The 26,051-nt window shown below is 69.4% G+C and carries 19 protein-coding genes and 1 tRNA gene; 15 read left to right on the plus strand and 5 right to left on the minus strand.

Features of this window, described 5'->3' with window-relative positions:
* Window positions 1-205: 205 nt before the first annotated feature.
* Window positions 206-1,228, minus strand: coding sequence for a TniQ family protein (locus ACF07N_RS25430; protein ID WP_392116976.1), 1,023 nt, complete (start codon window positions 1,226-1,228; stop codon window positions 206-208).
* Between the two features lie 266 nt (window positions 1,229-1,494).
* On the opposite strand from ACF07N_RS25430, the gene ACF07N_RS25435 reads away from it, so the two are divergent.
* On the plus strand, window positions 1,495-3,846 hold the full coding sequence (locus tag ACF07N_RS25435; RefSeq protein WP_392116979.1) for a Helicase associated domain protein: 2,352 nt from the start codon (window positions 1,495-1,497) through the stop codon (window positions 3,844-3,846).
* Between the two features lie 33 nt (window positions 3,847-3,879).
* Here ACF07N_RS25435 and ACF07N_RS25440 read toward each other — a convergent pair whose 3' ends face one another.
* From ACF07N_RS25440 to ACF07N_RS25450, 3 genes are all read right to left on the minus strand, one after another.
* Window positions 3,880-4,440 carry a hypothetical protein gene (locus tag ACF07N_RS25440; RefSeq protein ID WP_392116982.1) on the minus strand — a complete coding sequence of 187 codons (561 nt, stop codon included), beginning with the start codon at window positions 4,438-4,440 and terminating at the stop codon, window positions 3,880-3,882.
* Between the two features lie 499 nt (window positions 4,441-4,939).
* Window positions 4,940-5,413, minus strand: a complete 474-nt coding sequence (locus ACF07N_RS25445; protein ID WP_385167297.1) for a hypothetical protein — start codon at window positions 5,411-5,413, stop codon at window positions 4,940-4,942.
* 331 nt (window positions 5,414-5,744) lie between these two features.
* Entirely contained in the window at window positions 5,745-6,776 is a 1,032-nt protein-coding gene (locus tag ACF07N_RS25450; protein WP_392116985.1) for a hypothetical protein, read from the minus strand.
* A 170-nt stretch (window positions 6,777-6,946) separates the two neighbouring features.
* Here ACF07N_RS25450 and ACF07N_RS25455 point away from each other — a divergent pair, with 170 nt between their 5' ends.
* The 9 genes from ACF07N_RS25455 (at window position 6,947) to ACF07N_RS25495 (ending at window position 13,436) form a co-directional block, all read left to right on the plus strand.
* Window positions 6,947-7,210, plus strand: coding sequence for a helix-turn-helix transcriptional regulator (locus ACF07N_RS25455; RefSeq protein WP_385167294.1), 264 nt, complete (start codon window positions 6,947-6,949; stop codon window positions 7,208-7,210).
* A 171-nt stretch (window positions 7,211-7,381) separates the two neighbouring features.
* A complete protein-coding gene (locus tag ACF07N_RS25460; protein ID WP_392116988.1) occupies window positions 7,382-8,233 on the plus strand; it encodes a DUF6083 domain-containing protein in 852 nt (283 codons plus the stop codon).
* 2 nt (window positions 8,234-8,235) lie between these two features.
* Window positions 8,236-8,712, plus strand: coding sequence for a hypothetical protein (locus ACF07N_RS25465; protein ID WP_392116991.1), 477 nt, complete (start codon window positions 8,236-8,238; stop codon window positions 8,710-8,712).
* The gene (locus ACF07N_RS25470; RefSeq protein ID WP_392117052.1) at window positions 8,709-10,187 is read left to right on the plus strand and encodes a UvrD-helicase domain-containing protein; all 1,479 of its coding nucleotides are present in this window, start codon (window positions 8,709-8,711) and stop codon (window positions 10,185-10,187) included. The genes ACF07N_RS25465 and ACF07N_RS25470 overlap by 4 nt, the downstream gene beginning before the upstream one ends.
* Window positions 10,188-10,356: 169 nt before the next feature.
* Window positions 10,357-10,758 (plus strand): hypothetical protein, encoded by a 402-nt coding sequence (locus ACF07N_RS25475; protein ID WP_073729848.1) that lies wholly within the window; start codon window positions 10,357-10,359, stop codon window positions 10,756-10,758.
* Window positions 10,759-10,876: 118 nt separating this feature from the next.
* Window positions 10,877-11,164, plus strand: coding sequence for a helix-turn-helix domain-containing protein (locus tag ACF07N_RS25480; protein WP_073729847.1), 288 nt, complete (start codon window positions 10,877-10,879; stop codon window positions 11,162-11,164).
* Window positions 11,161-12,729 (plus strand): helix-turn-helix domain-containing protein, encoded by a 1,569-nt coding sequence (locus ACF07N_RS25485; RefSeq protein ID WP_392116996.1) that lies wholly within the window; start codon window positions 11,161-11,163, stop codon window positions 12,727-12,729. Before ACF07N_RS25480 ends, ACF07N_RS25485 begins: the two co-directional genes overlap by 4 nt.
* A complete protein-coding gene (locus ACF07N_RS25490) occupies window positions 12,729-13,301 on the plus strand; it encodes a transcriptional regulator (RefSeq protein ID WP_102638545.1) in 573 nt (190 codons plus the stop codon). Before ACF07N_RS25485 ends, ACF07N_RS25490 begins: the two co-directional genes overlap by 1 nt.
* A 61-nt stretch (window positions 13,302-13,362) precedes the next feature.
* Window positions 13,363-13,436: transfer RNA gene (locus ACF07N_RS25495), tRNA-Met, on the plus strand.
* A 427-nt stretch (window positions 13,437-13,863) separates the two neighbouring features.
* Here ACF07N_RS25495 and ACF07N_RS25500 read toward each other — a convergent pair.
* On the minus strand, window positions 13,864-14,883 hold the full coding sequence (locus tag ACF07N_RS25500; protein WP_392116999.1) for an HNH endonuclease: 1,020 nt from the start codon (window positions 14,881-14,883) through the stop codon (window positions 13,864-13,866).
* 443 nt (window positions 14,884-15,326) lie between these two features.
* On the opposite strand from ACF07N_RS25500, the gene ACF07N_RS25505 reads away from it, so the two are divergent.
* The 5 genes from ACF07N_RS25505 to ACF07N_RS25525 all read left to right on the plus strand — a co-directional run bounded on the left by ACF07N_RS25505 (window position 15,327) and on the right by ACF07N_RS25525 (window position 25,613).
* Window positions 15,327-17,015 carry an ATP-dependent endonuclease gene (locus ACF07N_RS25505; RefSeq protein WP_392117002.1) on the plus strand — a complete coding sequence of 563 codons (1,689 nt, stop codon included), beginning with the start codon at window positions 15,327-15,329 and terminating at the stop codon, window positions 17,013-17,015.
* Between the two features lie 375 nt (window positions 17,016-17,390).
* Window positions 17,391-18,560 (plus strand): exonuclease SbcCD subunit D, encoded by a 1,170-nt coding sequence (locus tag ACF07N_RS25510; protein WP_030229525.1) that lies wholly within the window; start codon window positions 17,391-17,393, stop codon window positions 18,558-18,560.
* A gap of 1 nt (window position 18,561) precedes the next feature.
* A complete protein-coding gene (locus ACF07N_RS25515) occupies window positions 18,562-21,576 on the plus strand; it encodes an AAA family ATPase (RefSeq protein WP_392117005.1) in 3,015 nt (1,004 codons plus the stop codon).
* A gap of 750 nt (window positions 21,577-22,326) precedes the next feature.
* On the plus strand, window positions 22,327-23,004 hold the full coding sequence (locus tag ACF07N_RS25520) for a restriction endonuclease (RefSeq protein WP_392117008.1): 678 nt from the start codon (window positions 22,327-22,329) through the stop codon (window positions 23,002-23,004).
* 182 nt (window positions 23,005-23,186) lie between these two features.
* A complete protein-coding gene (locus ACF07N_RS25525; RefSeq protein WP_392117011.1) occupies window positions 23,187-25,613 on the plus strand; it encodes a Helicase associated domain protein in 2,427 nt (808 codons plus the stop codon).
* The last annotated feature ends 438 nt before the right edge of the window (window positions 25,614-26,051 follow it).

A 26,051-nucleotide genomic window follows, 5' to 3' on the forward strand; every position in this document is an offset into this window, starting at 1 on the left:
TGCTCCCCTCGTGCCGCGCCGTGCCGTGCTGCGCGGCAGATGTCCACCAGGCTCCGGGCCTCCTGCGGCCTCGTGGGACACAGCCGCAGGGGTTCACCCGAAAGGATGCAGATGCCCTTGCTTCCTTGACGGCGTTTGCCTGCTGCTGGATAGCCGCTGGGCGCTGATCAGGCAATGCCACAGCAGGCGTACGCGGCGTGGACGACTACAGAAACAGCCGGTCCATCGAGTTGGGCATGCGCACCCACGGCAAGCATGTCAGTTCCTCCACCGGCGCCAAAGGGGAGGGCAGGGCATGACCTGTCGCCCTTCGGACGTCGACGCTTGCGGGCACTTCCCCGTTGGAAAGCTGCGGAATGCCCCGCTGCAGAGGCCGGTGCTGACGGTGCCAGACGGTCAGTGGCTCGATAAACCGGTAGCCGTGCCGGTGCGTTGTCCGCGGCAGCCAGTCCTGGTACTCGGTGCTGCACAGTACGCCGTTCAGGCGGCGCACCTCGAGCCAGGCCAGGTCCCGGGTCAGCAGCGAAAGCCGGCTGAACTGCGCCAGGGGCCGCACCCGCTGCTCGCCCAGCTGCGCCGCAAGGACACCCCACTGCTTCGTCTGCGCGGGATCCTCTAGATACCCGGAGCGCACGAGGATGGAACAGGCGTCCGCGAACACCCACCGTCCGGCAGGGCCCAGGCGTTTGCGCACCCGGTTCAAGCGCTGCTGCGCGCGCACGACCTCCGCGAGCTCGCTCAGATCGACGTAGGGGGGATCGGTGCTGCGGGAGTTGTCCGTCCAGCGCTGGTGGCGCAGGCACACCTGCCAAGGGTCGGGAAGGATCAGCCAGGCGGGCGAGCGGGTGCCGCGGCGCGCCGCACACAGGGAGCAGGCCTGCACGATGTAGCCAGCCCGCGCGTCCCAGGGCCATTCCCAGTCGTCCTTGGCGTTCTTGGGCATGAGGAATTCGTCGCGCAGCCCGATCAGACGCTCCTGCATCTCGGCGACGGTGTGGCCGGCCAGGGTGGCCAGCCGCTCGCGCGCGTAGCGGCTGACATACATCTCGGTGTACTGGGGATCGACGGGCACCGGGCCAGTGCCCATGCTCCGCAGCACCTCTTCCGTAGGGCGGTTGTTACGGGCAGCCAGCCGCGTCACGTACGAGCCGGTGGACTCGCCCTGCAGGAACCGCAGCCGCAGATGCATCCGGCGCCGCCCGAGCCATTGGTCCCGCTTCTCCGCCACGACGGCGCTCCTTCCGGGATGTCCGGCTGCGGCTTCATCTAACTGCCGCCGCACCCGGCAGGCAGCCCAGGCTCACGAAATGGTCCCACCTGGCCTACACCCGGTCCCAGAGGCGACCCCTTACGCACACGCGAAGAAAACAACGAGCAGCTTCGATCAGCGTCGGCCGGACCTTGCTGGAAAGCTGCCAGGCTCTCCACTGCAAAAAGGCTGGTGAAGGTGCCCTGCGGGCACGGAGTTCCGCGGCAAGGGAGTCAGCGCGTCACATGTCCGGCCGTGTTCAGCTGCGCCCCCACCAAAGAGAAGCCGTCGCTGCGGGAGTGGACGCCCTGGGCGGCACGCGACACGCGGCCGCGACCATCATCGCCGCCTGCGGCACCGGCAAGACCCTCATCGGCAAGCGCGTCGCCGAGCACTTCGCTGCGCGGGGCCCCGTCCTCGTCCTCGTCCCGACTCTTGAACTCCTGACCCAGACGGCGGCCCGCTGGCTGGCCGACGGCGGCTTCGACCAGCTCATCGGCGTGTGCTCACTGCCCGGCGTTCACGACCGCAGCCTGCGCGGCCGTCTGCTGCTCACCGCAGACGCCCGGGTCCTGGCCCGCCGCGTCGCCGAGGGAGGACGCATCGCCGTCTTCGCCACCTACGCCTCCCTGCCCACCATCGCCGAGGCCCACCGCGGCGAACGCCTGCCGCCCTGGGCCTTCGCCCTGGCCGACGAAGCCCACCGCACCAGCGGCGACTGGGACAAGCGCTGGGCGCTCATCCACGACGACCGCGCCATCCCGGCCGCGCACCGCCTCTACATGACCGCCACGCCCCGCAACTGGCGCACCACACCCAACCCGAAGGCGCGCACCCGGATCGAACGACTCGCCTCGATGGACGACCCCACCATCTACGGCCCCGTCGTCTACCGCCTGGACCTGGCCGAGGCGATCGAACGCGGCATCCTCGCCGACTACCAGCTCATCGTGCCGGAAGTCCACGACAGGATGCTGCGCGACATCCTCCACGACCCCCTGCCCACCCCCCATCAGGACGGGCTACGTCTGGCCGCGATGCAGGCGGCCCTGCTGATGTCCATGGCCGAGCACGACGCGCGCCGGGTACTGTCCTTCCACGGCCGGATCGCCGCCGCCCGCGGCTTCGTCGCCTCTCTGCCCGAGACCGCCGACGTGCTCGCCGACCGCACCGGCATCCGCAACCCCTGGGCACACGCCCTGCACTGCCACCAGGCGCCCTGGCGACGCCAGCAGATCTTCCACGAGTTCGAGCACTTCTCCGCCCACACCCCAGGGAGCACCGCCGGCAGCCACGACTGCGCCGTACTCGCCAGCGTCCGCGTGCTGAGCGAAGGCGTCGACGCCCCCGACACCGACGGCATCCTGATCGCCGATCCGCGCCGCAGCCCCAACCACATCGCCCAGAGCATCGGCCGGGCCCTGCGCAAACCCCCGGGCCAGGCCAAGTGCGCCTCCATCTTCATCCCCGTCTACATCGCACCCGGCCAGTCCACCCGGCAGGCCATGGAATCCTCCTCCTTCTCGGACTTCTGGCGCTTCTTCAACGGCCTCGCCGTCTACGACACCAAGGCGTACCAGCGCTTCGGCCCCTTTTTGAAAGCGCGGCCACAACCCCTTGCACCTCGCCCGCACCGTGCCCGCGAGATCACCCGCACCCTGAAACTGCGCACCCACAAAGCCCCCAACAACGCCTTCTGGAACGACGGCCTGCAGGCAGCCCAGGCCTTCCGCACCCGCCACCATCACCTGAACATCCCCAGCGAACACGTCACCAGCGACGGCTTGGCCCTGGGCCAGTGGATCGGCCAGCAACGCTCTCTCTACGCCGCAGACGCCCTGCCGGCCGACCGCATCGCCGCCCTCACCAGCATGGGACTGTCCTGGCCGCATCCCCCCGAAAGCTTCGAACACCACCTGGCCCAGATCACCGCCTGCGCCGCCCGCCACGGCACCCTCGCCCTGGGCAAGAACGCCCACGGCGGCGACCGCCGCCTGGCCGCCTGGCTGGAGACCATGCGCCGCCGCGCCGACACCGGCCAGCTCGCCCCTGCCCGCATCGCCTCCCTCAACGCCGTCGACCCCTTCTGGAACCCGCCCTGGAGCCTGCGCTGGCAGTACACCTACGCGCAGATCAGACGCCGTCTGACCACCACCACCTGGCGGTGCACCTACCACCGCCACGACAGCCGTGACTCCGCCTGGGACAGCTGGCTGGACCGCCAGATCACCCACTTCCACCTGCTCGATCCCCAGCAGAGGCATCTCCTGGCCGCCCTGGCCGGCGCCTGCCCCGACGCCCACCCCCACGCCATGCTGCTGACCCGTCCCACCGGCCTGCGCGAGCGGGCCTTCAACCGCGGCCTGCGCGCGGCACGCCAGTACCACCAACGCCACGGGCACCTCGACATGCCCAAGGACCACACCGAAGAGGTTTTCGGCGACTACCCCGTGCACCTCGGTGCCTGGCTGGCGCGGCGGCGCAGGGACAGCGCCCAGATGACCCCCCGCCAGCAAGCGGGCCTGGCGGCTCTCGGCTTCGAGACGATGCCCATCTTCCTGCCGCCCGCACAGCCATTTCGCGACGCAGCTGCCTGAACCAGCGACCACGCTCCGCCGGGCGGCCGGAGGTCAGCCTTTACCCGTGCCGGCCGCGAAGTAGAAGACGCGCGAGCCGCGCTTGGACCGCGCCGCCCGCCCCTGCTCGACCAGCGCCTCCAGCGCGTGACGCATCGCAGGCTCCTTGATCCTTCGGCCGGGGTGCGCCCGGGCCAGCGCGGTGGCGACATCGTGCGACGAGCAGGGCTCGCCCCGCCGTTTCAGCTCATCGGCCACCAGATCCCGCAGCGTCGGTGCCTGCTGCGCGGCCGCCGGCGTTTCATCCGGTGCCCCGGCATCCCGGCGACCACCAGGAGCGGCACCGTCGGACACGGGCGCAGCGGCAGGACCGCTGCCGGTCGTGGCTGCACGGTCCGGCCCTGGTTCGGGGCAGGCGGCGGGGGAATGACCGGACAGGGCCTCCCGTATGCTCAGCAGCAGGGCGTGGTTGTCCTCCAGGGTGTGCAGCTGATCCTGCAACGCGTCGATTTCCGTACGGACACGCTCGCGGTCTTTTTCGACGAGCTCCAGGTCGGCATCGATCTTGGCCGCGTAGTTCGTTCTGAGGGTGAGAAGTTCCGGGGTCGCTTCCACTATGACGGCCAGCCTCCCGCAGCAGTGCGCACTCCGGTGGACGTTAGCGTCCGCACGGCGCTGCCCGGCGACTGTGAACGAGAAGGGACCGATCTTTACCCGACCATGTGCGCACGTGGTCAATTGTCGTCATTATGCGACTGGTTCCACATTTCCCATGAGCCGCGCGAGCGGTGAGCCGGTGGACCGGCACGGTGTGTGCAAGCAACAGCAGGGACCAGCCTGTCGCGCCTCTGGACACGTGAACCACGCGAATCCTTGTGGGTGAGAGCGGAGAGCAAGGCAAGGGGCCGTCCAGCTGCGAGGGGACCTCAGGCCGGGCTGGGAACTGCTGGGTACTGCCGCCCCGTGCCGTTCCCTGACCACCAGGCGGCCCACTGCCTTCGCCGGCCTGATCCATCTGGTCTGCTGCGGCGGGCCGAGTGGTGAACCGCTCGGGTGTGATGGGCACGGCGCAGGAGACCGGGGCGCCCTGGCTGGCAGCTGCATGCCGACCGGGTCAGGCGGCGCCGAGTTCGGGGGTGTGTAGCTGCTGCGTGGTTCCGAACACCTCGTCGAATGCGAGGGAGCGTCTCGTGGGCACCAGGTGGTAGGGGGAGCCTGAGCCTGCGGCAGGTTGCGGACCTGTGCGGCCCAGCATCAGGACGTCCAGGGGAGTGAGGACGTCGAGGTTGTCGAAGACGTAGCAGATCGGCAGCTGGGTCCATGCGGCGAGCTGGAGGTGCGCCATGACGGCGGCCCGTTCCACCGCATGGCGCTGGGTGATGCGGCTGGTCATGCGGCTCTTGCAGTCGATCAGAAACACCTGCCGGTCCTTGGCGGCCACCAGATCGGGTGTCCACCGCAGCGAACTCCCGGTGCCCCGCAGGGCGACTCGCACCGCTTCGGTCAGCACGCCCTGGCCCCAGGGGCTGACGTCCCATCCGCGCAGGGCGAGTTCCTCAGCGACACGTTTTTCGTGCGCGTCGCCCACGGCCTTCCTTTGCTGAAAGCTCGGCATAACGGCAAGTGTTGCTCTCCTCCTCAAGGTCGAAACAACCCGGTGTCCCGTCTCGGACACTCCTGGCCAGGGGTGTTGGCGGTCGTTGTCGTTCAGTGGCGTTCATGGGTGTCCGCCGGTGTCTCCCCGCGTCTCAGGGTGTCTCACTCTGCCTCGAAACAACATGACCGGATCTGACTCCTGCCGCCGTAGGCCGGGAGCTGCGGCCCACCTGCCGTGCGTCTCTCGTCTCACCGTGGCGGGACGGGGCTTCAACGTGCTGCCTTCCGCGCCGTTTCGGCGGGAGACGAGGGCTGCCAGGTGATCACCTTCCTGGCGTGGCATTGCTCGGTGCGCAGCGTTCGGGCAGGCGCCAGCAGATCTCGTCGTGTTCCCTGAGGTGCTGCCAGGAAGCCAGGAGACGGCAGCGGACCAGTTGGTCGAGGAGATCCTCCACCTGCTGCGGGGACTGACCGCCGAGCCGGGCAAGGACGTCGACTTCCGCGCTTCCGAAGCCGTCGGACGTGTGGGCTGCCAGGACCAGAGCGGTGAGCTGCACCGTGGGGGACATCCCGCGCGGCGCGACCAGCGGGATGGGGCGCAGGGCCCAGTGGGATGCGCGGGCGCGGACGCGACGACCGGATGTCTGGGTCTGCATGTCCGCATCGAGCAGATGCGCTTCCACGTGGGCACGTCGCGGGAGGGAACAGCGCAGCCACCCGGCATGTTCCAGCTCGGCCCAGAGCTCGGCACGGTCGTGCAGCCGCATGCTGCGCAGAAGACCTCTGGGGAGCCGGACGCGGCCTCGGCCGTCGGCGCGCAGGGCGCATTGCAGGGCCAGCAGCCGGGCGGCGGGGGAGGAGAAGCGGGGCAGCGCCACCCCAAGGTAGGTGAGCATTTCCCGCACGCGCAACCGTTCGCCCGGTCCGTGCGGGGAACGAGTGCGCTTGGCGGCTGCACCGGCCGGCCGTGGTCGTGCGGAGGCCGGCAGGGTGTCGGGTACGACGGCGGTGTTGGTGGTGGCGGCCGCGCAGGCGGCGCATGCGTCCGCGAGGCGCCACCAGCGCCCGCTGCGGTCGCAGGTCAGCGCCAGGAGAACGGGGCCGGCGCAGCCGCGGTGGCGCGGATGCCAGGAGCAGTTGCGCGCCCGGCACTGGCAGGTCCGCAAGTGCCCGGGCAGCACATCGCGCCGGGCGTGGCGGGCCAGGTGCGTCAGGGCGACGGAGCGGGCCGAGGCGGCCTGCAGCCGGTAGCCGTGCAGCGTGCATTGAGGGCAGGTCAGCACCGGCCCGCCCGGCTGCGGGTGCAACTGAACCGTCCAGATGCGCTGCACCGTTTCGTGCGTGGGGAGCCTCATCGGGCTCGCTGTCCCTCCGATCTGCGGGCCGTCGAACGGGCGCGTCCCGGAAGACGGGAGGGGAGCGCCTCGCAGCGGCGATCCCCGCACCGCCACTGTCACCCCTTCCCTAGCAAATAGTGCAGAGGTCTGCACTGACAGGGCAGGGTTCTGCACCGTCGGATGGTGGGATGACGATCTTGCCGCCCGACCCCGACCTCGCCGCGCTGCGGGTGACGCTCGCGCGCCTGAGGGTCGAGCGCAACTGGACCTTCGACGAACTCGCCCGCCGCAGCGGTCTGGCCCGGCGCACCCTCATCGACCTGGAACACGGCCGCACCACCGGCAGCGTCACCACTTGGCACGCCCTCGCCCACGCCCTCGGCGTCCCCATCGACGAGCTCCTCGGCTCCCTCTGCGCAGACCACACCCCACCCGGCCCGACGCAACTGTGAACCGCCCGTCGGGCACCTCCTTCGCCCGGTGCGACATCACCTGAACAGGCGACCCGTCCTCGATCACAGGTTCGCTCACTCGTGCGGGTGTTCCCTGGGCTTGCGCCATCCGCAGGACACTGTGAGCAGCTGTCCCGGTGCGGCGGCGCGCCGCCTGGCACCTTCACCGCCATGTGCCCCAACTCCACCTCCACCGCATGCCGCTGGGACGGCAGCCCCCGCGACACCCGGCCCCGACGCCCGCTGCGCGTGGCCGCCACCAGCCCCAGCCGCCTGCTACGCACCGGCCAGAGCAGCCGCTGCCGCGCGTGCGGCAGCCCCATCGACTTCTACCAGCGCGCAGACCAGCGCCCCATCGCCCTGCACCCCGCCGAACTGGCCGCTGCCCTCGTCCCCGTTCCCTGCCGCTGGCACCTGAGCTGCGGCATCGCCCACCCGCACGGTGACGGCAGCGCATGGTGCCGCATCCCGCACGCCGTGCTCTGCCCGGCCCGCATCCCGACGCTCCGCCTGACCTCCCACGTCGAGGAGATGCGCCGCCAACTCGGTGTCCGGTCCCGCCGCCTGATCGACTCAGGGGTTTTCGCCCCGGCCGCGCTGCCCCCGCCCGAGCCGGAAGCCAGCAGCGCCCGGCCTGCCCGTCCCGTCGTACAACTGCTGCTGGGCCGCTATCTCGCCGACCGTCCGATCGAGGACATTCGGTGTGTGGCCCAGACCCGGCACCGTCGCCGCTGTCCGCTGCCTGTACTGGCTCCCGGCACCCCCAAAGGAGTCTGGAAGCTCCTGCCCGCCGGCCCCCAGCGAGGCCAACTCACCATGCCCACCGGACCGATGGCCGTCTACGACCTCAGCCGCATGCCGTACGGCGAGCAGCTGCGCTGGCGCACCCAGCACTGCCCCGCCCATGCCGCAGCGCCGAACGCCGCCGACCTCGCCCTGGACGGATGGCAGGTCTTCGACCCCCTCCTGCACGCAGCCCACATCCGCACCCGCCTCCCGCACGCCCCCGGCGACCAGGCGTGACGATGGCGCACCATGCCCTGGAAATCACCCTGACCCGGCCCCTCACCGCAGCCGAGCTCCACCACGCCGCCCGCACGATGCCGCTCGCCCCCAACCGCGACGCCACCCGGCTCATGACCGTCGTGCGCGCCAAGACCCCGGGAAAAGCCCTCACCGGACTGCGTCGCCAGATCGGCACACGGCTGCCCGTCGACGTCCTCACCACGCACTACCCCGACCGAAGCGGCAAGGTCCTCCTCAACGTCGCCTTCGCGCCCGCCGCACACACCGCCCTCAGGGCAGCGGCCGACCAAGCAGCACAAACACCTCAGCGCTTCCTGGAGCTGGCCATTCACCGGGCACTAGCCCAGCACGCCGACGCCGAGGCCGACCGCCTCGAACGAGCCCTGCCGCACCTGCTCGCCCACACCACCCCAGCCCATCTCCTCGCGGCCGTCGGGCACTGCCTGACCCGCACCTCCGGAGCCGCGCCGTGCTGAACCCGACCGACGAACAGGCTGCCGAGGCCGACGCCTTCCACGCCGGCGAACACCTGGCCCTGCAAGCCGGCGCGGGCACCGGCAAGACCACCACCCTGACCCAGCTCGCCCACGCCACCCAGCGCCGCGGCCGCTACCTCGCCTACAACCGGGCCATCGCCCAGGACGCCACCAGGCGCTTCCCCAAAAGCGTCCTGTGCAAGACCGCCCACGCCCTGGCCTACGCCGCCGTCGGTCACCGCTACGCCAGCCGCCTGGGCGCCCCCCGCCGCCCCGCCTGGCAGACCGGCCAAGCGCTCGGCATCACCAAAGCCATCCGCGTCGGAGAACGCGACCTGTCCCAAAAGACCCTCTCCTATGTCACCCTGCGCACCGTGGCCCGCTTCTGCCACACCGCCGACGCGACGATCACCCGCCACCACATCCCCCAGCTGCGCGGCCTGGAAGAGCCCGGCCTGCACGCGCAACTCGCCGCGCACCTCGTCCCGTTCGCCCGCAAGGCATGGCTGGACCTGCAACACCCCGACGACGGCGCCGTCCGCTTCGACCACGACCACTACCTCAAGATCTGGGCCTTCACCCAGCCGAAGATCGACGCCGACTTCCTGCTCCTCGACGAGGCCCAGGACACCAACCCCGTCGTCGAGAAGATCTTCCTTGCCCAACGCGACCACGCCCAGCTGGTCATGGTCGGCGACTCCGCTCAGGCCATCTACCACTGGCGCGGCGCCAAAGACGTCATGGCCGGCTTCGACGGCACCCAGCTTGCCCTTTCCCGGTCCTTCCGCTTCGGCCCCCGCCTCGCCGAGGAAGCCAACCGCTGGCTGTACCTGGCCGACGCCCCCATCCGTCTCACCGGCGCCGACACCGTGCCCACCGAACTCGGCCCCGTCACCCGGCCTGACGCGGTCCTGTGCCGTACCAACGTCGGCGCCATGGCCCAGGTCATGGAGCTGCTGTCCGACGGACACCGGGTCGCGCTGGCCGGGGGAGGAGACAGCCTGCGTGCTCTGGCCCTGGCAGCCCGCGACCTCAAAGAAGGACGCCGCACCACCCACCCCGAACTGGTTCTGTTCACCACCTGGGGCGATCTGCAGGACTACGCCGCCTACGACCCCGCCGGCCGCGATCTGCAACCCCTGGTCGACCTGGTCGACACCCACGGCGCGGACGCCATCCTGGCCGCCGTGGCCCATCTCGCGCCCGAAGACCAGGCCGAGGTGACCGTCTCCACCGCGCACAAGGCCAAAGGCCGGGAATGGGCGCAGGTGAAGATCGCCGACGACTTCACCCCACCCTCCGACGGGCCGCCGCACGACACGGGGCAGGGAACCGTCCGCCGGATCGACGACAAGGAGGCCTGCTTGGCCTACGTAGCCGTCACCCGTACCCGGCACCGCCTCGACATCGGCGGCCTGTCCTGGATCAACGAGCATCCGCAAGAAACATCGGCCGGTCCTCAGCCACCGCGGTGATGCCCAGGGCGGGTTCCGGGCCTTTGGAGCCTCCGCCGGGAAGATGCACGGGGAGCAGCGTTACGGATTGCAAGGGACGGGCGGCTGCCTCTGTCGGTGACGGCGCAGGCGAGAAGCCCTCAATGGCAGCCCGCTGTCCACAGACAGCCCCCGGCAGGCTTCTTGAGCTATGGACATCAGCTCGCCGGGCATCGCCCGGAACAACAAGAAGACGCCGCGCTGCGAACGCCACGACACCCTCCTCCAGGCCGAGGAGCTCAGCGAGTTCGCGGCCCGGTTCCCGGCCGGCCACCAGGCGCAGATGGCGTTCCTCCTGGCCAACTACGCCGGCAACGCCTCCCTGGTCGCCGCGCTCTTGGGCACTGGAGTGCGTACGGTGCGCCGCCACTGCCGTGGGTGGCCGCCACCGCCCGGGCTCCGGCTGCGCCGGGCCCTGCACCGCCGTGTCGTGGACCTCGTGTGCCCGCGGTGCCTGTCCGATCGTGCGGTGGAACAGGCGCGCCAGGCGAATCGGGAAGCCCGGCGCGCGGCCCGACGGCTTCCGCGTGATCCCGGCGGCATGGATCGCTGACACACCGGGTGCCCGAGAACTTTCAGCTCCCTCAGAACGCTGAAAGCTTTTCTGCATTGATGATAGTGAAAAGCTGATGCAGATGCGGAAGTTGCATGGATTCAGGTAAGATGGTGGCATGGGATTGCGCTTGGAGGAGTCGCTGCGGCTGACGGTGGCCGCGTTGATGCAGGTAACGGGTGAATCGCAGCGGTCGGTCGCAGGGGTGCTGGGACTGACGCAGACACAGGTGTCGCGCCGGCAGTCGGGCACCATCTCCTGGAGCCTGCGCGACGTCGACGTCCTGGCCGAGCACTACGGCATCGGCGCGCTGGATCTCCTGGCGGGTCCGACCAGAGCGTGCGAGGCGCTGCCCGCCGACAGGCGCCGTACCGCGCGGACCGAAGCAAGGGGGACGGGCCGGTGAGCGACTTCGACGCGATCGACTCGCTACTTGACGCCGTCGGCCCCCAGGCCGAACTCCCGCCCTGCCACGTGCGCCGCGAGCTGCGGGAGCGGGCTCGGCTGTCCAAGGCACAGGTGGCACGCGCGCTCGGCGTGAGCCCCTCAACCCTCAGCGGATGGGAAAGCGGCCGGGACCCGGCCGGCGAGATCCGCACCAAATACGCCTACCTGCTGGACGGGCTGAACGCCAAGCTCGCCACCGAGAGCGAGACCGAGACCGAGGCGGCGCCGGCTGCGGAGCAGCCCGTCACGTCAGGCACGGCCGCGACTGTCACCCCTTTGTCTTCGCTCGACCTCGGCCAGGACGAGGAAGGGGACGACGTGGAGCTGCTCGTCGCCCCTGAGCCCTGTGTGCTGTGCGACCGTCCCGCCGGACAACGCGTGGCGGGGTTCGCTCAGCACCTGACCCCGGCCGACTGCCAGCCCACCGCCACCGGGGCCCCAGCTGCCCCGCTAGCCGGACAGCCCACCGCGCACACCTCGAAGGCGCCGCTGCGCACGACACGTCCGGCGCGTGCGACGGAGCGTTCCAAGGGCCCGGCCCGCCACGCGTTCCAGGAGACGTCCGGCCCGGTCGACCTGATCCGCGAGGCCGTGCAGGGCGCGCTCGCCGAGCACCAGGGCGACGTCGACGCAGCCACGGCGGCGCTGGTGAAGCGGGCCATCCCGGACGCGATGCGACTGCTGGACGAGACCCGTAAGGGCGCCCGATACGACATGATCGCGCACCCCTGGATCCCCGACATCCTCAAGAAGCAGACCGCGCGCGGCGCGGACCAGATCTGGGAAGCCCGCCCCAAGTGGACCCGTCACGAACTCCCGCCCGGCCGGCATCAGGTGACCGCGCTCGACATCAACGGCGCCTACCTCTCCGCCCTTAAGACGCACCTCCCCCTGGGCCAGCTCGAGCACTCCACCGGCCTCGCCCACGACCGCCGCCGCTCCGGAGTCCACCTGATCACCCCGCCCGAGTGGGAGCACGAGGCGGTGCTGCCCAACCCGATCGGCCAGCGGGACGAGCCCGGTCCCCTGTGGGTCACCGAGCCGACGCTCCGCCTCTTGCTGCGCCTGTCTGGCCCCAAGCACCAGCTGTGCGACCCTCCTCAGATCCACGAGTCGTACACCTCCGGGGCCACGGAGAACCTGCTGGAGAAGTTCCGCATCGCCCTGAAGGACGCCCGCGACACGGCGATCGAGCAGGGCGACACGGTGACGCTGGAGTACGTGAAGGCGATGTACTCGAAGTTCGTCTCCACGATGGGGGAGTCGAACTACAACCGGGAGCTCTACCGGCCGGACTGGATGCACCTCATCCGCAGCCAGGCCTTCGCCAATCTGTGGCTCAAGGCGCTCAAGGCCCATGACGAGGGCCTGGCCGTCGTCCGGGCGATGGGCACCGACGAACTCCATGTCATTGGTGACTGGCGCCGTGTCTTCGCCGAAGGCCGAGCTGTTACCGAGGTCAAGGTCAAGGACACGTACACCGCCGGAAGCGACGTCGCTGAGCACGCAGACGAGGGGGAGTAGTGCCAGGGAAGAACATCGACTTCGGACGGTTCGGCGCCCGGGGCATCAAGGGCAGCGACGCCGTCGCTCGCAAACTCGACGAACTCGCGGGCGGCATCGCCACTCCCGTGACCGCCAAGCGCGGCTGGATGGCGCGCCTGCACTACCTGACGAAGTCGACCCCGACCCTGAAGGCCGCGCAGGACGCCGGACTCACCGTGACCCACCGGACGCTGAAGGCCTGGCTGGAGGGCAAACGCCGCCCCTCCAAGACCAGCCTGGAACGCATCGAGCAGGCATATCGGACGGTGCGCCGTCACAACGTCGCCCGCCACCTCCTCAGGCGCCTCAACCGCGACGGACGCGGCACCCGGGTGGAGATCCACCCGCTCAACCAGTCCCAGGTGCCGCAGCAGCTGCAGCGCGTGGTGGAGTACCGGACGATGAACGTGCGCCGCTGGGACCGCATCGTCGGCTCCTGGGCGGCCGGCGACCACCAGAGCCTCGACGCAGCGTGGCAGGACACGATCGTCGACCTCGGCTCGCAGTGGGGCCAGTACGAGTACGTCACCAACGTCGGCTTCGCCGCATAGAGCCGGCGCCGAAACGTGGTCTTCGGCGCCTGCTGGGATGGCGTACGGTGGGGGACACCGACGCGGGGTGGAGCAGCTCGGTAGCTCGCTGGGCTCATAACCCAGAGGTCGCAGGTTCAAATCCTGTCCCCGCTACTGCCGAAGAAGCCCGGATCTACACGATCCGGGCTCTTTCGCGTTCCCTGGACGATCCTCGCGCCATCTGTTTTCTCCCGCCTGGCGCCGCCGCGTCGGCACAGGTCACCATGGATACGCGGGCGTGTCGGGGCCATGACATTCCCTCAGCGGCCGCTCAGCCCTGCACACAGTGAAGAAGGTGGTGGGGTGTGGTCGGCGTGGCTGCTTCGGGGACCGGGGGTGGCAGGTGCGCGGACTGAGCGTCGGCACGACCCCCGCGCCGTCCGCAACTCGATGGGCTGCACGAGAGGCCCGGCACTGAATTGTCGTACAGTTCGGACCTCTGCGAACGACGTTGGTACGCGATCCGCTCCGGTCGCCGCCAGGCGAACTGGTCGGCCTCCTTGGCCGTGCCCGGCCGACTGCCGTCCGGCAGACGGACGGACTACAAGTCCACTGGAAAGTAGTCGCCTTTGTGGAGATTGCAGATCCAGTGGGAGAGCTGGACGTTGAGCAGCGTGTGCTCGCCCCCTGCGGTGAGCGGGATGCGGTGATCAAGGGTTGCGCACCACATGTCGGGCCAGGCCCGTTCACGCTCGACGGCCGTCTTGCATATCTGGCAGATCCAGCCGTCGCGTTCGTACACCGCGAGAGGATCCAGACGCTCGACGGTGGCCTCCAGGCCCAGCTCGCGCATCCGGGCGGCGTAGCTGCCGGCCGCACGCGACACGCGCTGCAGGCGCTCGGACCGGGCTGCGTAGGCGGGTGTCCACAGCCGAGGCACGGACTCCTTGCCGCATACGAAGGCTGTCCAGGTGTACTCCTGGTCCGTCTCGTCCACATCACGGATGATTTCCGTGTACCACCGCCACGTCCCGCCCTCTGCCTCGAAGGGCCCGAAGGTGTCATCCAGTGGCTTCAGGCCCAGGAAGGCTCCCAGGATCAAAGACGTCGGAGTCCACGTATGGTCAGTCAGGTAGTAGAACGCCGCGCCGGTCTGCATGTGGACGGACAGCGCCACCTGCTCCAGTTGCCAGCTGCTGCCGCTGTGCGGTCTCACCTGCCAGGGGATGGCGTAATCCGGCAGATCGACGGCGCGGTGGACGGCGATGACGGAACCGTGCCGTTCCACCACGTCGCCCGGCTTGGGCGAGTAGCCCTGGATCTCATACGGAAAGAGCGAGCCAGCAGGCAGAGTGCGAAACGCCCGCGCAGGCCGGGCGCCTTGAGGATCGGGCGAGAACACGGGCGGCCGGGTGATTTCCCCGCGCTCGATGCGGCGGTTGAAGCGCCGATTGAGAGTCAGATTGCAGCGGGGCGAGCACACGTGCCGGTCGCGGTGCTTCCAGTGCGCCCTGGCCGGGACCGGCTCCCCGCAGACTTGACACGGTTCTCCGCCCTTGGCGCGCTCGCCGGCCTTCAGTTGCTCATCGCGCCAGTCCCAGTAGGCGTTGTCGTTCCCCACCTGGCCCCCTCTCCCTCGGCCACCATAGGTCACGCCCGTCCAGCCGTACGGTGTGGTCCTGATGACTTGTCCTGTGAGATGACCACCGTGTGGCATGCGCCCGGCCTGTACGCACAGTGATCACCCGACCGTGAGCCTCACAGCAGGGAGACGCTAACTGGCGCAAAAGGGGGAGCTGTTGCTTTGTATCCCTCTAGGATGACTGCCCGCGATGAGTGCTCAGGTGCCTCATCCGCACGCGTAACGCCCGCACGCCACGCCCCTGCCCGTCGCCCGGCGGAGCGGGGAGATACGGAGCAGCTCGACCGTGCACCTCATCCGCTTCTCCGCGTGCGGGTTCCGCTCGCTGACCCATGTGCAGGACATCCCGGTCAGCAGCCCGACGATCCTGGCCGGCCGCAACGACGGCGGCAAGAGCGCGGTCCTGGCCGCGCTGGCCTTCCTTGCTGGGCGAGCACCGTCTGACGGACGAGGACCGCACCTACCAGCAGGACGAGGGCGTCAAGGGACAGCGCTGCGCGGAGACATGGGTGGAGGGCGTCTTCCGCTTGGACACCGTCGAGCAGGCCGCCGCCCCCTTACCGGCGGAGCTCCGCATCCGGCGCCGCTCACGGGCCGGTGAGGCGGCGTGCTGGGAGTTCTTCGGATCGCAGCCCGCCGACAGCCGTCTGCAGGGCCTGGGTCGGCTGATGAAGAAGGACCTGACCGAACTGGTCGCCGAGTTCGGACTCGCCCCGTCGGGCACGCTGAAGGAAGACCTGCTGGCCGCGCTCACCGCACACGCCGCGACCGTCCCGCAGACCGAGCAGTGGCAGCCGCTGCCGAAAGACCTCGAGGCACGGCTGCCGCGGCTGCTGGCGTTCGGCGGCAAGGACGAGAGCCCGGACGACGCGGTGCGCACCGCGCTGAGCAGCTGCTACGAGACCCACCTGGAGGACGAGACCCTCCAGGGACAGGTCCGGGAGATCGAGAAGGAGATCACGCAGCGGCTGGAGAAGGAAGCGGACTCCCTGTGCCGGCACATCCGCCAGCACTGCCGTGAGTTCGTCGGCGTGGAGGTCAAGCCCGAGGTCTCCTTCAAGGGCGGCTTCAAGAGAGCGCCGCTGGAGGTCTCCAAGGCCGACGGCGAGCCTGTGGATCTGACCCGCTCGGGCCAGGGCAGCACCCGGCGCATCGCCCTCGCCGTGTGGGAGTGGACCAGCAGCCTCCTCGAAAGCAGTGAACTCGCCGCGACGGGGGAGCAGGACGAGCCGCAGCCCACCCAGACCATCGTCGTCTACGACGAGCCCGACACCCACCTCGACTACCGCCACCAGCGCACCGTCATGGACATCATCCGCAAGCAGTGCGCCCTGCCCCACGTCAGCGTCATCGTCGCCACCCACTCGATGAACCTCATCGACGGCGTCGACATCGCCGACGTCGTCCACCTCAAGCTCAGCGACAGCGGCCGCACCCTCGTCGAGCGCCTCGACGGCGACACCCACGACGGCAGCGACTTCCACCTCGGACAGATCGCCGCCGCGGTGGGACTGCGCAACTCCGTCCTGCTGCACGAACGCTGCTTCCTGGCAGTCGAAGGCCCCACCGAGCAGCAGTGCGTGCCCCTGCTCTTCCGCCTCTCGCAGGGACTGCCCCTGCAGGCGGCCGGCATCGCCCTGTGGGCCTGCGACAACAACGAGGGAGCACTCCACCTCGCGGGCTACCTCGTCAAGCACCATCGCACCGTCATGCTGATGGTCGACGCCGACAGCCGCGCAAATAAGCACTTCAAAACCGAGAAACTCATCAAAGCCGGTCTCGACCTCACCAAGCAGGTCTCGTACGTCGGCGAGAGCCAGGGCTACAACGAACTGGAAGAGCTCTTCAGCGACCTCCAGTGGGCAGCCGCCGCCAACGCCCACTGGCCCCGCCCCGAGGGCCAGCCCTGGAGCGCCGACGACTTCAGCGAGCACCGGGGCGGCAAGTTCAGCGAGCGCATCCTCTACATGATCAAACAGCAGGCCGCAGAGAGCAGCCCCAACGGCAAGGCCGACATGCTCTACGCACTGGTGTCCATGCTTACCACCCCCGAAGAGGTCCCCCAGCAGCTACGGGACATCTTCACCGAGGTGCAGGCCCTCGCCTGCTGACCTGCTGCTGCGTTCGCCGCTGCAGCATGCGCTCCTTGCGCTGCTCAGTGGTCGGCGCCGTCCAGGCGTGCCATCCGGCCTCCGCAGTCCATTGCCGCGCGTGCGCGCGGGCTTCGATTCCGCACCACCGGCAGCCCCCGGGCGCCACAGTGTGCTCGGTCCTGGCAGAACGCGATAACGACATCACATCCTCCTTCCCCCACTGCTTATCTTGCCTCCTGCCACTGACAATCACTCTGCGAGCCGCGTCCGGCTCCGCCACCCGGCGGCGCATACGAAGAAACCTTTCCCTTACGTGCCCCAAGCCCCCGAAACAAGACCGTTTATCGGGAAAACCGCCCGTAGCTCCCACCACTCTGGTTACGGTCTGGGCCCATGAGGTTCCTGCATACCTCGGACTGGCATCTCGGCTGCCGGTTCCACGGGGAAGATCTGATCGACCACCAGCGCAAGGTCCTGGACCACATCTGCGCCACCGCCCGCACCCAGAAGGTGGACGCCCTGCTGATCGCGGGCGACATCTACGACCGTGCCATTCCGAGCCTGGACGCGGTACGTCTGTTCGACCGGGCTCTGCACCAGCTTGCCGACCTTGGTATCCCCACCGTCATGATCAGCGGGAACCACGACTCGGCCCACCGTCTCGGTACTGGCTCCGGCCTGTACGCCAAATCCGGCGTTCACCTGCGCACCGACCCCGCCGACGCTGCCCGCCCCGTCCTCCTCGACGACGAGCACGGTCCCGTCGCCGTCTACGGAGTGCCCTACCTCGAGCCCGCCCTGGTACGCACACAGTTGGACGCAGAGACAGCCTCCCACCAGGCCGTTCTCACCTCGGCACTGGACCGCATCCGGACTGACCTCGCCACCCGTCCGGGCGCCCGCTCCGTCGTCCTCGCCCACGCCTTCATTACCGGTGCCACCACCAGCAAAAGCGAACGCGACATCAGCGTCGGCGGAGTCGCCCACGCCGGCGCCGACCTCTTCGACGGCATCGACTACACCGCCCTGGGCCATCTGCACCGCCCGCAGAGCGTCAACGACCGCATCCACTACAGCGGCTCCCCACTGGCCTACTCCTTCTCCGAGGCCAACCACACCAAATCGATCACCCTGGCCGACCTGCCGGCCGCCGGAGCCCCCACGATCACCCGCCACAACATCCCGGCCGACCTCCATCTGCCGCTGGCCCGGTTGACCGGCCGCATCGAGGATCTGCTGACCGACCCCGCGCACGAAGCTCTCAGCGAAGCCTGGCTGCAGGTCACCCTCACCGACACCGCCCTGCCGTACGAGGCGATGGCACGACTCAGACAGCGCTTCTCCAAGACGCTGGACATGCGGCACGTACCCGCTGGCATCCCGGCACAGGCCACCGACAGCCCCACCTACCGCGAACGGGTACGCGGCCGCGGCGACCTCGACATCGCCCACGACTTCATCACCGCCGTGCGCGGCACCCCACCCACCACCGCAGAGGCAGGCCTCCTGCAAGAGGCCGTCGACGACATGCGCGTGCGCGCCCAGGAGAAGGAAACCGTCTGACATGCGTCTGCACTCCCTGCGCCTGCAGGCCTTCGGCCCCTTCGCCCGCCGGCACACCGTCGACTTCGACGCCCTGTCCGCCGACGGCCTGTTCCTCCTGCACGGCGACACCGGCGCCGGCAAGAGCACCCTGTTCGCCGCCATCTGCTTCGCCCTGTATGGCCTGCCGCCTCACGAACGCAACATGCGGCTGCGCAGCGATCACGCTCCCGCGGACCTGCTGACCGAAGTGACCCTGGAATTAACCCTGGCCGGCAAGCGCCTGCAGATCCGCAGGATCCCCGCCCAGAAGCGACCCCACCTGCGCAACAGCGCAGAACTCGTCGACCAGAAGGCCGAAACCCACCTGCACCAGTGGGTCCTCGACGAACACGGACACGGCCGGTGGGAAGGCGTCATCAAGTCCCACAGGGAAGCCGCAGAAGAGATCAAGTCCCTCCTGCGCCTGACCCGGCAGCAGTTCTGCCAGGTCGTCCTACTCCCGCAGAACGAGTTCACCAAGTTCCTGCGTGCCGACGCATCTGAACGCCGCATCCTGCTTGGCACCCTCTTCGGCACCCGCCGCTTCGGCCTCATCGAAGAATTCCTCGCCAACCGCAAAACCCTCACCGCGAAGACGCGCGACGAGGCCCGCGCCGACGTCCTGCGCCTGGCCGAACGCATCAAGCAGGCAGCCGGCGACGACCTCGAACCCGCCCAGAACGCCCCCCGGGCCGACGACCCCGCCACCCTCACCGCACCCGCCCGCGCGTGGGCCAGCGCCCTGCACCACCAAGCCCTCACCCGCCAGTACGCCGCCGACGCCGCCACCGAGACCGCCGAGCAGCAGCTGGCGCAAGCCCGCCTGACAGAACAGGCCGTCCGCGACCTCCACCGTCTCCAGCAGGCCCACCGCACCACCGCACACGAGCTCGACCTGCTCCACGAGGAGGCCACCCGCCACGACCTCCTTGCCGAACGCCGCGACCGCGCTGTGAAAGCCCAGCAACTGCAATCCGTCCTGGAGACCGCGCACACCGCCGACCGCGAGCACACCCGTGCCCTGGACGAGGACAGCCGCGCCCGCGCCCTGCTGCCGCCCGAACACACATCCCTCGACGCCGCTGGCCTCACTCACGCCGCGCAGCAGCTGCACGCCGACACCGGCGCTGTCCAGGCGCTGCTGCCCGACGAGGCCACCCTCCAGCGCCACACGGCAGAACTGGCCGCACTCGACCGCGAGCGCCAGCAGCTCACCGAAACCCTCACCGACGCCCAGCAATGGCTCAACGCCCTTCCACAACGCCGCGCCGACCTTGCCGCACGTCTGGAAGCCGCCCGCAGCGCGCAGGAAACCAGCCGCGAACTCACCCCCACCCTCAACCTCGTTGAAAAGCAGCTGGAAGCCGCCAGGCGCCGTGACGCCCTCGACCAGCAGATCAGCGTCGCCCACAAAGTCCTCAGCCAGGCCGAGAAGGACTCCGAGCAAGCCGCGAAAACGTACATCGACATCCGACGCCGCCGCACGGACGGCATCGTCGCCGAACTCGCCGACCGGCTCGTCGACGGCGAAGACTGCCCCGTATGCGGTTCCCCCACCCACCCCGCACCCGCCACTGCCCAGCCAGGCCAGCCCACCGCCGCCGACGAACAGGCCGCCGAAGCAGCCCACACCCGCGCCCAGCAGAGTGAGAACAACGCCAAAGAGGCCCTGGCCCACCTGAACGAACAGGCCGCCACGGCACGCGGTGAAGCCGGCGGCGACACCCCCCTCGCCGACCTCACCGCCCACCGCACCGCCCTCGAACAACACCTCGCCGACGCCCTCTCCCAGGCATCCGACGCCGGACCGGCCAGCGAACAACTCGCCCTTCTGGAAAAGGAACAGGCCGAAACCGAGCACACCCGCAACACCGCCACCGCACGCCTGGGCGCCGCCGACGCAACCTACGACAGCCTGCACACGCAGCGCGAAGAGCTCACCCACCGCCTCGCCACCGCCCTCAACGGGCACGCCACAGTCGCCGACCGCATCACCGCCCTCACCCAGCACGCCAGCCGCCTCGAGGCCGCCGCCGCGTGCGCCGCCACCGTGACAACAACCGCCACAGACCGCTACAGCGCCGCCGCTCTCGCCGAGCAGGCAGCCCACGCGGCAGGCTTCACCTCCCCGGCCGAAGCCTCGGCCGCCCGCCTGCCCGACGACGAACTCACCGCGATCGACAAAGAGATCACCCACTGGCGTGAACAGCGCCTCGTACTGACCGCCCGGCTCGCCGAACCCGAACTGCAGGCAGCCATCACCCAGCCACCCGCCGACCTCGAGCACGCCGTCACCGAACTGAACACCGCCACCACAACCCACACCCGCACGGCAGCCCTCGCCACCCAGGCCGCCGACCGGACAACCACCCTGGCCGCCCTCACCGCTCAGCTGGACACCCAGATCCAGCGCCTGGAACCCCTCGAGGACGCCTACCGCATCGTCGATCACCTCCACGGCCTCATCAGCGGCAGCTCCCCCAGCAACCAGCTCCGCATGCAACTGGAGTCCTACGTCCTGGCAGCCCGTCTCGAAGACGTCGTCGACGCCGCCAACACCCGCCTGTCACGCATGTCCCACCACCGCTTCACCCTCGTCCACTCCGACGACAGAGCTGCCCGAGGCGCCAAATCGGGCCTGGACCTCAAGGTCCTCGACGCCTGGAGCGGACACAAACGCCACACGGACACCCTCTCCGGGGGCGAATCCTTCTACGTCTCCCTGGCCCTCGCCCTGGGCCTGGCCGACATCGTCACCGCCGAAGCCGGCGGCCAGGCACTGGACACCCTCTTCATCGACGAAGGCTTCGGCACCCTCGACGAAGACACCCTCCACCAAGTCCTCGACGTCCTGGACTCCCTACGCGCCCACGACCGCACCGTCGGACTCATCAGCCACGTCCCCGAACTCCGCCGCCGCATCACCCAACGCCTGCACATCTCCAAGAACATCGACGGCTCCACCCTCACCCACCTGACCGAAGCGGCCGAATGACCCCACGACGGACGCCGGACCCGCCCTCGCCGACGAAACGCAAGCCCCAGGCGCGCACACTCACTGATCTTCAACCTGCGGTCGGCCCAAGGCGTAGCCACAACCGCCGGGGCTGCCTGTACCCCTCTCGGCCCGCCGAGAAAGGCAGCCCCACAGCGCTCCCGCGTCGAAAGCCGCCCATCCCTGAAGGCATCCGACCTGCCTCCCAGAAGGAGCGCATCGAACACGTACTGCTTCATGCCATTTCTGCATGTGATCGAAGTGACGGAAACAGAGCACTGCGGTGCATGAGCACCTGCATCGGCCACCGCAGCCGTACCAGAACACGCCAGTCCAGTCCGCATGACAGGAGTTTCCGCAGATCCGAGAACCACTGTCCCGCATGTTCGAACACCGCCGGACCCGTGACCGCGTCACGGCGCGTTTTCGAGGCACTGCCAAGGCCTCCGCTGATCAAACCGGCGGATTTGTCAGTGCCCGCTGCTACACCAATTCCCAGAGATCAGACCGCAGTTGGCGGCCTGACGACACGGAGGAGGAAGCAGTGGCGAAGCCGCCCGAGGGCTACTACAAGGTGCGAAGTCATTACCGACGCAAACCCCGCCCCAGCGCGAAGAAACTGAGCGGCTGGTCGATCGCAGGGCTGATCGCGGTGGTGTGGCTATGGAGCCAGTTCATCGGCTTCGGAGAGGCCTCCCCGACAACACCGCAAACCCCTACACCATCAGTGTCAGCGAGCGTGGGCCACTGATGCCCCGCCGCGCGCCCCGGCTACGCCCACCCCGCGGCGGCAGGGAGCAGGCCGCCGCCGCGGCCGTCGCCTGCGCCGCACTCTGGCTGCTGGCCAAGATCGCCATAGCCACATGGCAGGCAGCCGTCCGCATCTGGCCATGGCTCGCCGTCCTCGCGGCTCTCGCCCTCGGCTACGCAGCCTGGCGGTTCATCCGTGAACTGCAGGCCCGGAAGGTGCGGGCCCAGACGCTGGCCCGGCTCCGGATCACGCTCGCGCAACTCGACGCCATGGACGACCGGGCCTTCGAGTTCGCCCTACGTGACCTGCTCCTCCGGGACGGCTGGAACGCACGGCAGGTCGGCCGACAAGGAGACCAGGCCGCAGACGTCATCGGCGAAGACCGCCAACGCGGCAGAATCGTCCTGCAGGCCAAGCACACGACCGTCGCCGGCAAGGTCGGCTCCCCAGTGATGTACCAGGTCAAAGGCACCGCAGGCCCCGCGCACGGAGCTGATATCGCAGTCGTGGTCACCAACGGCTCCTTCACCCGGGACGCCAAAACATGGGGCGAACGCCACCAAGTGCACTGGATCGACCGGGACCGCCTGCGCCGGTGGGCCGAACACGGCACGCCCCTGCAAGACCTTCTGCGCCTGCCCACGCCACGCAAGACAGCCTTCCGCCGGGCTGCCTGAAACCAAGCGGAGAAAGCCCGAGCCCCGAGCCGTCGCCCCCTATCCGCATCCGACAACACTGATTATGGGGCGCGCATGGGCTCGCAGCGCGCCCCCGCCAGAGCAGAGACACTGCGCCGCACCCCTGCTGTACGCGAGAATGAACGCGAGTCAGCCCCTCCTGCATGCCGAGGAAACGCGCGATGACCGCCAGTCCCACCGCAACAGAACACCCCGGGCGTCTGGTCCTGCGCACAGACCAGCAGGAGGGCCTCGCCAACACGGTTCGCCACCTGCGCCGCCCGCGCACCCGCGGGCACGCCGTCTCGGCCTGCGGCACCGGCAAGACCCTCTTCGCACTGCGCGTAGCCGAGGAACTCGGCGTGCGGCACCTGGCAGTGGCGGTGCCCAGCCTGGACCTGGTCGCACAGTGGGCAGCGGCCGCCCGCGCAGACGGCCGCCGCGAGCCGATGATCACCGTCTCCTCGCTACGCGCCGCCTCCCACCCGTTGCTCGCCGAGGCCGAGGTCGACTCGGCCAACGCGGGGGAGTACCTGGCCTACTGGCTCGGCCGCCACCCCAAAGCGACGGTCTTCTTCACCTACGACTCGCTGTCCAAGATCGAAGAGGCCCAGCACTCCGCGATCTTCCCCGCCCCCCTCTTCGGCCTGCTGGTCGTGGACGAAGCCCACGCCACGGCTGGCACCTGGGAGAAGAACTGGACTGCGCTGCACGACAACGAGCGCATCCCTGCCGAGCGCCGCCTCTACCTCACCGCCACCCCCTATGTGTGGGACGCCCCCCGCCTGACCGAGCCGCCCACCACCAGAGCGCAACCCAAGCGCACCACCGCCACCGCACCCGCCTGGGACGACCCAGCCCTGCTGGCGACCATGGACCAGCCGCAGATCTTCGGCCCCCGCCTGCACACCTACTCCCACGCCGACGCCATCGATGACGGTGTCCTCGCCGACTACCAGCTCGTCGTCCCCACCGTCACCGACACTGAACTGCACAACGCGCTCACCGATCTTGAAGCCGGGCCCACCGCGCGCCGCACCACCGCCCTGCACTTGGCCATCCTCAAAGCCATGCGCGAGCAGGACCTGCGGCACGTGTTCGTCTACTTCCAGCAGATCGCCGACGCCGCCGACTTCGCCCGCCAGTTCGCCCACACCCTGCGCACCCTCCCCAACGAACTGCGCCCCGACTGGGCGGACGACGTCGTCGTGCAGTCCATCGACGGCACCCACAGCCCCCACCGGCGCGCCGACACCATCTCCCGCTTCAGCAACGCCGAGCGAGGCGTGCTGGCCAACGCCAAGGTCCTAGGCGAAGGCGTCGACCTGCCGGCCGTCGACGCCGTCGTCTTCGCCGACCGCACCGCCAGCGTCCGCCGCATCGTCCAAGCGCTCGGCCGCGCCCTGCGCAAACCACCCACCCTCAAGACGAAGACAGCCAGCCTCGTCATCCCCGCCTACATCCCGCCCGGCACCGACCCCACCGACCTCCTCGGCACCCCCTACGAAGCCCTCTGGCTGGTCACCGCCGCCCTGCGCCACCACGACCAGACCATCGCCGCCCGCGCCCCCCGGGCCAAGAACCAGCATCCCGCCCGCGACTCCCACACCTACATCACCCGCCGCTTCCGCTTCGACCACACCCTCGACCCCACCGCGATCGCCCGCGCCCTCGACCTGGTGGTGTGGCCCGCCAGCGGCGCCGTCCTGTCTGCTCCCCGCCGCGCTGGCCTAGCCGCCGCCATCCGCTACCAAAGCGAACACAGCCACCTGCGCGTGAGCGCCGACTACGAGGACGCTTACGGCTACCGGCTGGGGCAATTCATCACCGGCCAACGCTCCGCCTACCAGGCAGGCGCCCTCGATCCGGCATGGATCGCCGAGCTCGAGGATCTCGGCATGATCTGGGACGACCACGAGGCCACCTGGCAAGGCCACCTGGCCACCGTCGAGGCCTTCCACGCCGAACACGGCCACCTTGCCATCCCCACCCAACTACCCGGCGGCCAGTTCCTTGCCGACCAGCGCGCCCTAGCCCGAAAGGACCGCCTCACCCTCGACCGCGACAACCAGCTCACAGCCCTCGACCCAGACTGGAAACTCCCCTACGGCCCCGACTGGCATCGCAAGTACCATCTGCTGCGCCGCCACCTGGAAGCCGGCAACCACCCCAGCACGCTGCGCCGCGACACGGTCATCCACGGAGTGAAGGCGGGCAGCTGGCTACACCGCCAGCTCACCAACTGGCCCGACCTCGACCCCGGCCAGCGCGACCTGCTCGCCCGCATGGGAATCACCCCCGACCGCGCCCTCCTGGAACAGAAACACGCCGCGGGCAGGCCGAGCACATCGCGGCGGCGCACGTTCGCGCAAACCACCGAGATCCTCGGGCTCTTCGTGGCACGGTGGGGACGCACCCCCGGCGCCCGGGAGTGGATCGAGGTGGACGGCGACCGTGTCATGATCGGTCCCTGGCTCGCCAAGGTCCGCACCAAGCTGACCAATGATCAACTCCCCTCAGAGCAAGAAGAGTTGGTGTCCGCTACCCTTGCCGAGCACGGCATCGATCTGGTCCGTGCTCCTGGGACCATCGGACCATCAAGCGGCTGAGGTTTGGCCGCTGAGCTCAGTGCGACAGCAGACGCGTTCGCCCGCTCCAGGGTCCCATTCTCCAGTGAGCGGGGGAGTGGCAGAACTCGAATACTCCAAAGTTTTGGAGACAAGGAAGCAGCGGCACACAGGATTGGCACGGCTCGACGTTCTAGTCGTAACTGACGAGCCGTCACCAAGCACCCAGTCGGGTAGGTCAACGCCCGCCGCCCCCTGCTGCTAGCTGAATTAACCTGCACCCCAGTCATGTTGGACTTGAAAAGCGAAGGCGAGTCGGGGAGGAGGCACGATCGCGGAGCGATCGGGACACCGCACCGACGACCCAACTCGATCCGCGGAGCGGATCCGGTCCCGGAGGGACCGAGCCCAGCACCCGCGGAGCGGGTGCTGAACCGACGCGTAGCGTCGGCGCGTCGTTCCTGCGGAGCAGGACGCGCG

It is taken from the genome of Streptomyces sp. NPDC015242 (assembly GCF_043079125.1).
Taxonomy (GTDB): Bacteria; Actinomycetota; Actinomycetes; order Streptomycetales; family Streptomycetaceae; genus Streptomyces.

Coding starts and splice junctions, on each gene's coding strand:
- ACF07N_RS25435 (WP_392116979.1), top strand. CDS start 1,495: ATGTCCGGCCGTGTTCAGCTGCGCCCCCACCAAAGAGAAGCCGTCGCT.
- ACF07N_RS25450 (WP_392116985.1), bottom strand. CDS start 6,776: ATGAGGCTCCCCACGCACGAAACGGTGCAGCGCATCTGGACGGTTCAG.
- ACF07N_RS25455 (WP_385167294.1), top strand. CDS start 6,947: ATGACGATCTTGCCGCCCGACCCCGACCTCGCCGCGCTGCGGGTGACG.
- ACF07N_RS25460 (WP_392116988.1), top strand. CDS start 7,382: ATGTGCCCCAACTCCACCTCCACCGCATGCCGCTGGGACGGCAGCCCC.
- ACF07N_RS25465 (WP_392116991.1), top strand. CDS start 8,236: ATGGCGCACCATGCCCTGGAAATCACCCTGACCCGGCCCCTCACCGCA.
- ACF07N_RS25475 (WP_073729848.1), top strand. CDS start 10,357: ATGGACATCAGCTCGCCGGGCATCGCCCGGAACAACAAGAAGACGCCG.
- ACF07N_RS25480 (WP_073729847.1), top strand. CDS start 10,877: ATGGGATTGCGCTTGGAGGAGTCGCTGCGGCTGACGGTGGCCGCGTTG.
- ACF07N_RS25510 (WP_030229525.1), top strand. CDS start 17,391: ATGAGGTTCCTGCATACCTCGGACTGGCATCTCGGCTGCCGGTTCCAC.
- ACF07N_RS25515 (WP_392117005.1), top strand. CDS start 18,562: ATGCGTCTGCACTCCCTGCGCCTGCAGGCCTTCGGCCCCTTCGCCCGC.
- ACF07N_RS25520 (WP_392117008.1), top strand. CDS start 22,327: ATGCCCCGCCGCGCGCCCCGGCTACGCCCACCCCGCGGCGGCAGGGAG.
- ACF07N_RS25525 (WP_392117011.1), top strand. CDS start 23,187: ATGACCGCCAGTCCCACCGCAACAGAACACCCCGGGCGTCTGGTCCTG.